The organism is Streptomyces sp. YGL11-2, from assembly GCF_050054615.1.
Taxonomy (GTDB): domain Bacteria; phylum Actinomycetota; class Actinomycetes; order Streptomycetales; family Streptomycetaceae; genus Streptomyces.
In genome coordinates, this window is the sequence record NZ_JBNHIN010000006.1 from 268595 (window position 1) to 276940 (window position 8346).

Below are 8346 nucleotides of genomic sequence, written 5' to 3' on the forward strand. Positions count from 1 at the left end.
TACCGGTCAAACGGCAGGCAGCGGTATCCGGCACGAAGCCTTCACCGGAACTCTCACCGGAACCGTCACCGGATCTGCCAACAACATCCATCAACGGGGGGAACACGAAATGACCACGCAGGACTTCCAGGGCTATGCCGAGCCGGTCGGCGAGGCCCTCGCCGGCGGCGTGACGTATCCGATCGCGCCGGGTTACCAGGTCAACGTCCGCCAGGGCCCCGGCACCGACAGCCCGGTCGTGCGGCGGCTGTCGGCGGGCGCCCGGGTCGAGATCCGCTGCCAGCAGCACGGCCAGTGGGTCAGCGGCCCGTACGGCACCTCCGACATCTGGGACAACATCGCGCCCGGCGAGTACGTCTCCGACACCTACGTCCACACGGGCAGTGACGGCATGGTCGCGCCCAGCTGCGTGGGCTGAGCGGGGCAGGCGGGACCGCCGCCCTCGGGGACGCGGCCCGCCCCGGGGATAATCGATGCCATGAGCGACGAGCGGCAGACGACGTCCCCGGACGGCCCGGCGCGCGGCCCCGAGGGCGGCGGTCCGGAGCCGGAGGAGATCCGTTTCTTCGGGACCACCTGGGTCCACCACGACGGCGGCTACGCGCTGCGCCGGGCCGGCGTCGCGGTCGGTTCGTTGGCGCTCGCCGCGGCCGGCGCGCTGGTCCTGCGCTTCGCGTTCCAGGGGCTGGACACCGCCGCCGTCGGCCCGCTCGTGAGCATCCTGGTCGTGGTGGGCTTCGCGGTGTGCAGCGCGCTGGCCTTCCGCCGCACCTGGGACGGTTTCGTACGGCGGCCCGATCCGGCGTCCGAGAGCGCGGCCGACAAATCCGCCCAGAGCCTGATGCTCATCGGGTTCATCGGCTCGCTGCTCGCCTATTTCTGCCGCAGTCTGATCGAGGCGCCCGGGGAAAAGCTCCACCGCGCCGAACACGACGCGGCCTGCGAGCGCCACGCCCGCCGCCGCGAGGCCCGTACAGGCAACCCGGCGGCGAAGAAGGCGCGGCCGAAGGGGAAGAAGCGCCGCTAACGGCGATGGCGCCGATGACGGCGAAAACGGCGAAAACGGCGGGAGTTGACCGGCATCGGGAGGGGCGGGCCCCTTCCCTCCCGAACCGCCGGGCTTCCGTCGTACTGTCGGCTCTCGGGCCGTCACCTCTCGGGCCGCCGCGTCGTCCTCCTGTCACACCTCGGGCCGCCGCGTCGTCCCAAGGGCGATGGCCGCCGGTGCACGGTGCGGTGGCCGGGCAGGCGTCACGGGAGAGCGGGGAGCGGGGAGCGCGCGATGGCGGAGCAGGGGAACGGCGCAGCGGGGGAGCAGGGGATCGGTACAGCGGGGGAGCGGGAAGGCGGTACGGCGGGAGGGCGGCCGGACGGGGCGCGGGACGAGCGGCGGCTGGCGCAGTTCGAGGAGCACCGGGCCCGGCTGTGGGGCGTCGCGTACCGGATCATGGGAACGGTCAGCGACGCCGATGACGCCGTCCAGGAAGCCTGGTTGCGCTGGCAGGCGCTGCCCGACGAGCCCCCGATCGCGAGCCCGCGCGGCTTCCTCACCACCGTAGTGAGCCGGATCTGCTACGACCTGCTGGGCTCGGCGCGCGCCCGCCGGGAGCTGTACGTGGGGCCGTGGCTGCCGGAGCCGCTGCTGGACGGCGGCGGGGGTGCGCCCGGCGGTGCCCTCGGCGGCGGGGCCGGCGGCTCCGCCGCGCCGGGCGATCCCCAGGACCGGGTGACCCTCGACGAGTCCGTGGGGATGGCACTGCTCACCGTCCTGGAACGGCTCACTCCCGCCGAGCGCACCGCCTTCGTCCTGCACGACGTCTTCGCCGTCCCCTTCCCGGAGATCGCCGACGCGGTCGGCCGCACCCCCGATGCGGTACGGCAGTTGGCCTCGCGCGCCCGTAAGCGGGTACGTGCCGAGGCACCGCGCCGCACCGTCGACCCGACGGAACACCGGCGCACCGTCGAGGCGTTCCTGGGGGCCGTGATGGGCGGGGACTTCGCGGCGCTGATGGAGACCCTCGACCCCGAGGTGGTCTGGCGTTCCGACGGCGGCGGCAAGGTCACCGCGGCCCGCCGCCCGGTGCTGGGCCGCGACAAGGTCGCCCGCTACGTATGGGGCCTGCTCACCCGCGGCTTCGACGCGGCGACGATGCGGATGGCGGTACGGGAGGTCAACGGTGCGACCGGGGTCGTCTTCACCGACCTGACGGGGGCGTACCCGCCGGGGGTCCTCGCCTTCACGGTGCACGACGGGCGGATCACGGAGGTGGACGCCGTGCTCAACCCGGAGAAGCTGGGGCACTTGGAACTCGGGGAGTGACGGGGAGTGATCGGGGAGTGAGGGGGGCGACCGGGGAGTGAGGGGGCGGGGGCGCCGCCTTCGGTGCCCCGGCCTCCGTACCCCCGACTGTCAGTCCGTGCCCCGACCCTCAGTACTCCCAGTCCGGCCGGCCCTCCCCGTACAGCCAGTCGTCGAAGAGGTCGGTCAGGTCCTCGTCGGTGCGCTCCTGGCAGAAGGCGATGAAGTCCTTCGTATCGGCGTTGGCGTGGCGGTACTTGGCGGGCCACTCCTTGAGGATCGAGAAGAACGTCTTGTCGCCGACGGCGTTCCGCAGCTGCTGGAGCACCATCGCGCCGCGCTCGTAGACGGGTGTCGCGGTCACCTGGGACGCCTCGTCCGGCTCGCCCGGCGGGAAGTCCCAGCGCGGGTCGTCCTCGTCGGAGTCGTAGAGCTGGTCGAACTGCTGCTGCGGCGTCCGGCCGCCCTCGTGCTCCTCCCACAGCCACTCCGTGTAGGTCGCGAAGCCCTCGTTGAGCCAGGTGTCCTGCCACGTCTTCGGCGTCACCGAGTCGCCGAACCACTGGTGGGCCGTCTCGTGCACCACGGTGATGTCGCGCGGCGCCCCGGCGTAGACCGGCTTGGTCTGGGTCTCCAGCGCGATCCAGTCGATCCGGGGCGGCGTGTGGTCGACTATGGCGCCGGCCGACGAGAAGGGGTACGGGCCGAACAGCCCGGTCTCCCAGTTGAGGATCTCCGGCAGCCGCGCCAGCGGCTCCTTGCTGGCCTTGGCCTCCGTCGGGTCCACCGCGACGTACACCGGTAGCCCCTGCGGCGTACGGGACTCCTTGACGTCGAACTTCCCGATGGTGGCGGTGGCCAGATAGCTGGCCATCGGCTCCTTGCTGTGCCACTCGTACGTGGTCTGCCCGCCGGTGACCCGCTTCGAGCGCAGCTCCCCGTTGGCCACGGCGGTGTAGCCGCTGGGCACCGTGATCCGGAAGTCGTACGCGGCCTTGTCGCTGGGGTGGTTGTTGCCGGGGAACCACGTCATCGCGCCGGCGGGCTCCCCGGAGACGAACGCGCCGTGGCCGGTCCTCACCCACCCCTCCCACGCGCCGTCCGCGTCCTGCATCTCCTGCGGCCGGCCGCTGTACGCCACGGTCGTACGGAACGTCGCGCCCTTCTTGAGGCCGGCGGCCGGCCGCACCGTCAGCTTGTGCCCCTTGCGGCTGAAGTCCGCGGCCCGGCCGTCGACCCGCACGCCGGTCACCTTCAGCCCCTGGAGGTCGAGTTGGAAGGACCGCAGGTCCTGGCCGGCACTCGCGGTGATCGCGGCGGTGGCGTCCAGATGCTGCCGGACGACGTCGTAGTCGAGGTCGAGCCCGTAATGGCTGACGTGGTAACCGCCGTTGCCGAGCGCGGGGAAGAGCGGGTCGCCCACTCCGCCGCTGCCCGCCGCCCCTTTGGCGGTCGCCGCGCCGCCCGTACAGGAGGACAGCAGCAGGGCTACGGACAGCGCGGCGGTCGCGCCGCAGGAGCGGCGGGGGCGGCGGTTCACGGCACTCCTTAGGGCCGGGACGAAAAACGGACACAAGTTCCCCGACCCTACGGGCATTTCCGCCCCAACGTCGCTCACCGCCCGTTCCAGTGGATTACGGTGCGAGCGGTCCGGGGCCGTGCCGGGGCCGGATGGAGCGGTGCGGGGACTTCGTGGAGCCGTCCGGGGACTTCGTGGGGCTGTGCAATGGCTGCCCACCAGGGAGGGGGCGTCATGCCACCGCAACCGGGTCTTGACGCTCCGCTTGCCCGCGGCGCACTATTCACCGCATGATGAATTACGCGCGCGACCGTGCCCGCGACCGTGCCCGCGACACCGCGGGCGACCCGCCCGAGACCGCCCTCTCCCTCGCCGTCCACGCCCACGGCCTCACCGTCGTCCGCGGCGGCCGCACCGTCCTCGACGCCCTCGGTTTCGACGTCCCCCAGGGACAGATCACCGGCCTCCTGGGCCCCTCCGGCTGCGGCAAGACGACCCTCATGCGGGCCATCGCCGGCACCCAGGCCAAGGTCGCCGGCACCCTCGACGTCCTCGGCGCCCCCGCCGGCCACCCCCGCCTGCGCCCCCGCATCGGCTATGTCACCCAGGCCCCGTCCGTCTACGACGACCTCACCGTCCGCCAGAACCTGGACTACTTCGCCGCCGTGCTCCAGCCGGGCCCGGCCGCCCGCGCCGAACGCCGGGCGGCCGTCACCCGCGCCATCGAGGACGTCGACCTCACCGACCACGCCGACGTCCTGGCCGCGCACCTCTCAGGCGGCCAGCGCAGTCGCGTCTCCCTCGCCGTCGCACTGCTCGGCGACCCGGAACTCCTCGTCCTCGACGAACCGACCGTCGGCCTGGACCCCGTCCTCCGCCGCGACCTGTGGAACCTCTTCCACACCCTCGCCGCCCGCGGCACCACCCTCCTCGTCTCCTCCCACGTCATGGACGAGGCCGACCGCTGCCACCGGCTCCTCCTCCTGCGCGACGGACGCCTCCTGGCCGAGGGCACCCCGGAATCCCTCCGCGCGCGGACGCACTCGGCCACGGTGGAGGAGGCGTTCCTCCACCTGGCCGCCGACCCTCACGACCTGGCCACGGACCCCCACACCCCTGAGGCGACGGAGGCGGGAACGGTCCCCGCCGACGCGGTTCCCGTGCCCGCACCTGCACCTGCACCTGCACCCGCTCCCGCGACTGCCGCCGCCGACGCCGACCCCGCCGCGGACCCCGACGCCGACGCCGACCCCGCCGCGGACCCCGACGCCGACGCCGACCGCCCGGCCGGGCGGCGCGCCTCGGCCGCCCGCACCACCGCCACCGCGGCCCGCGTCCTGCGCCAACTCCGCCACGACCCGCGCACCATCGCCCTGATGCTGCTCGTCCCCTGCGCGATGATCGCCCTGCTCCGCTACGTCTTCGACGCGTCCCCGCGCACCTTCGACGGCATCGGCGCCTCGCTCCTCGGCATCTTCCCGATGATCACGATGTTCCTGGTGACCTCCATCGCCACCCTGCGCGAACGCACCTCCGGCACCCTGGAGCGCCTGCTCGCACTTCCCCTGGGGAAGGCCGACCTGATCGGCGGCTACGCCCTCGCCTTCGGCCTGCTGGCGATCGTCCAGTCCGCCCTCGCCACCGCCCTGTCCATCGGCCTCCTCGGCCTGGACGTCACCGGGTCCCCCTGGCTGCTGCTGCTCGTAGCGGTCCTCGACGCGCTCCTCGGCACCGCCCTCGGCCTGTTCGTCTCGGCCTTCGCCGCCTCCGAATTCCAGGCCGTCCAGTTCATGCCCGCGGTCCTGATGCCCCAACTGCTGCTCTGCGGCCTGTTCACCGCCCGCGACACCATGCAGCCCGCCCTCAAAGCGCTCTCCGACGTCCTCCCCATGTCCTACGCCGTGGACGGTATGGACCAGGTCCGCCACCACGCCGACGCCACCCCCGCCTTCGTCCACGACACCCTCATCGTCACGGCGTGCGCGCTGCTCGTCCTCACCCTCGGCGCGGCCACCCTCCGCCGGCGGACGCCGTAGCCGACCGCACCCGGGCGCGGGCCACCGCCCCGCCACCGCGGCCCCGCCGCCCGAACCGCCCGCTCCGTGGACAGCACCACCCCCCACCCGCCGACGATGCGAGGATGGCCACACCACCCGACCCCACCGAACAGGCCCCACCGGCGAGGTGAACGCATGACCCAGAAGGTCGCCGTCCTAGGCACCGGAAAAATCGGCGAAGCCCTGCTCAGCGGCATGATCCGCGGCGGCTGGGCACCCTCCGACCTGCTGGTCACCGCCCGCCGCCAGGAGCGCGCCGAGCAACTCCGCAGCCGCTACGGCGTCGAAGCGGTCAGCAACGCGGAGGCCGCCAAGGCCGCCGACACCCTGATCCTCACCGTCAAACCGCAGGACATGGGCACCCTCCTCACCGAGCTGGCCCCGCACGTGCCCGCCGACCGCCTGGTCATCAGCGGCGCCGCCGGCATCCCCACCGCGTACTTCGAGGAGCGGCTGGCGCCGAACACCCCGGTCGTCCGCGTCATGACGAACACCCCGGCCCTGGTCGACGAGGCGATGTCCGTCATCTCCGCCGGCACCCACGCCACCGCCGCGCACCTCACCCTCACCGAGGAGATCTTCTCCACGGTCGGCAAGACCCTGCGCGTCCCGGAGTCCCAGCAGGACGCCGCCACCGCCCTCTCCGGCTCCGGCCCGGCCTACTTCTACTTCCTCGTCGAGGCGATGACCGACGCCGGCATCCTGCTCGGCCTGCCCCGCGACAAGGCCCACGACCTGATCGTCCAGGCGGCCATCGGCGCCGCCGTGATGCTCCGCGACAGCGGCGAACACCCCGTCAAGCTCCGCGAGAACGTCACCTCTCCCGCGGGCACCACCATCAACGCCATCCGCGAGCTGGAGAACCACGGCGTGCGCGCAGCCCTGCTCGCCGCCCTGGAGGCCGCCCGCGATCGCAGCCGCGAACTGGCCTCCGGCAACGGCTGACCCGCCAACGGCACCGAAACTCCGGCCACAAGCGGCCCGGCCCCGGGATCCCCACCCCTCCCGGGGCCGCGCCGCCCCCGACCGGCCCACCGACCGCTTCTCTCTCCCCCCCGCTCCTAACCCCCCGCGGGCATCAACCCCACCGCCTCATACGCCGCATCCACCCGCGGCCGGGCCATCCCCCGAGCCCGCTCGGCCCCCTCCCGCAGGACGGCATCGACGTACCCGGGATCGGCCGCCAGCTCCGCATGCCGCTCCCGCACCGGCCGCAGCAGCTCCACCACCGCCTCCGCCGTGTCCGTCTTCAGCGCCCCGTACGACCCGTACGAACCGGCCAGCTCCGCCGGATCGGCCACCCCCGTGCACGCCGCCAGCACGTCCAGCAGATTGGCCACCCCCGGCCGCTCGCCCCGGTCGTACACGACATCGCCACAGCCGTCCGTCACCGCCCGCATCACCTTCCGGCGCACCGTCTCCGGCTCGTCCAGCAGATAGACGATCCCCGCCGTCCTGACCTGCGCCGACTTCCCCATCTTCGACGTGGGCTCCTGAAGGTCCATCACCCGCGCGGCCACCGGGGGATGCGTCGCCCTGGGCACCACGAACACCCGCCCGTACCGCCGGTTGAACCGCTCCGCCAGATTCCGCGTCAGCTCCAGATGCTGCGCCTGGTCCTCTCCCACGGGCACCTCGTGCGTCCCGTACGCCAGGATGTCCGCCGCCATCAGCGCCGGATACGTCAGCAACGACAGCCGCCCCCCGCCCCGCTCCCCTTCCTCCCACGCGGCCTTCTTCTTCTCCTTGTACTGCACCATCCGCCGCATCTCCCCGACGCCGGCCGTGCACTCCATCAGGTACGTCAGCCGCGCATGCTCGTCGACATGGCTCTGCACGAACACCGTGCACAGCGCCGGGTCCAGCCCCACCGCCAGCAACAGACTCGCCGCCTGCCGGCTGAGCCGCCGGACCCGCGCCGGATCGTGCTCCACGGTCAGCGCGTGCAGATCCACCACACAGAACAGGGCCTCCGACCGGTGCTGGTCCGCCACGGCCCACCGCCGCATCGCCCCGAGGTAGTTCCCCAGCGTCAGATGCCCGGTCGGCTTCACCCCGCTGAAAACCCGGGCCCTGCCCGCCCCCGGAACCCGCTTGGGCTGCCTTGCGATCTCGCTCATCCGTCCCTCTCACATCGGGACCGCCGCCTGCGCCGGCCGGCTACGAGAGGAGGAAACGCGAACGGCCGCCGAAGCGGCGGCCGTGGTCATGCATGCGCTGCTGGAACGGCCGCCGTCAGGCGGGCCACCACAGCTGTACGAGCACATGCGCAGTCATGCGCCCCAACCTACCCGGGCAACCCACCACCCGCACCGGTCCGCACAGGTTTGAAGAACCCCATCCCCTCGTGTAGTGTCCTCCGAGTTGCCACGGAGCCGACGGCCCCGGACAACCATCCCGCCGCTTCGCGGCACACCACTACTGCACGGACCCTCGCGGGGCTGAATTTGGCATGCCGAAATTCATTCCCC

At 72.8% G+C, this 8346-nt stretch carries 7 protein-coding genes and 1 pseudogene; 6 read left to right on the forward strand and 2 right to left on the reverse strand.

Annotated elements, in window-relative coordinates:
- The first annotated feature begins 109 nt into the window (after positions 1-109).
- The 3 genes from ACO1BR_RS10290 to sigJ all read left to right on the forward strand — a co-directional run bounded on the left by ACO1BR_RS10290 (position 110) and on the right by sigJ (position 2320).
- Complete coding sequence (locus tag ACO1BR_RS10290; protein WP_426794708.1) at positions 110-418, forward strand: SH3 domain-containing protein; 309 nt, start codon at positions 110-112, stop codon at positions 416-418.
- A 60-nt stretch (positions 419-478) separates the two neighbouring features.
- A complete protein-coding gene (locus tag ACO1BR_RS10295) occupies positions 479-1027 on the forward strand; it encodes a hypothetical protein (protein WP_426794709.1) in 549 nt (182 codons plus the stop codon).
- Between the two features lie 255 nt (positions 1028-1282).
- The gene (gene sigJ / locus ACO1BR_RS10300) at positions 1283-2320 is read left to right on the forward strand and encodes an RNA polymerase sigma factor SigJ (RefSeq protein WP_426794710.1); all 1038 of its coding nucleotides are present in this window, start codon (positions 1283-1285) and stop codon (positions 2318-2320) included.
- A 109-nt stretch (positions 2321-2429) separates the two neighbouring features.
- Here sigJ and ACO1BR_RS10305 read toward each other — a convergent pair whose 3' ends face one another.
- Positions 2430-3839 (reverse strand): M1 family metallopeptidase, encoded by a 1410-nt coding sequence (locus tag ACO1BR_RS10305; protein ID WP_426794711.1) that lies wholly within the window; start codon positions 3837-3839, stop codon positions 2430-2432.
- A gap of 269 nt (positions 3840-4108) precedes the next feature.
- Here ACO1BR_RS10305 and ACO1BR_RS10310 point away from each other — a divergent pair.
- The 3 genes and pseudogenes from ACO1BR_RS10310 to proC all read left to right on the forward strand — a co-directional run.
- A pseudogene (locus ACO1BR_RS10310) lies at positions 4109-4945 on the forward strand (ABC transporter ATP-binding protein); the annotation flags it as partial.
- Positions 4946-4978: 33 nt separating this feature from the next.
- Positions 4979-5854 (forward strand): ABC transporter permease, encoded by an 876-nt coding sequence (locus tag ACO1BR_RS10315; RefSeq protein WP_426794729.1) that lies wholly within the window; start codon positions 4979-4981, stop codon positions 5852-5854.
- 156 nt (positions 5855-6010) lie between these two features.
- Positions 6011-6820, forward strand: a complete 810-nt coding sequence (gene proC / locus ACO1BR_RS10320) for a pyrroline-5-carboxylate reductase (RefSeq protein ID WP_426794712.1) — start codon at positions 6011-6013, stop codon at positions 6818-6820.
- Positions 6821-6936: 116 nt separating this feature from the next.
- Here the strand turns inward: proC and trpS are convergent, their stop codons facing one another.
- On the reverse strand, positions 6937-7995 hold the full coding sequence (gene trpS, locus ACO1BR_RS10325) for a tryptophan--tRNA ligase (protein ID WP_426794713.1): 1059 nt from the start codon (positions 7993-7995) through the stop codon (positions 6937-6939).
- Positions 7996-8346: the final 351 nt, after the last annotated feature.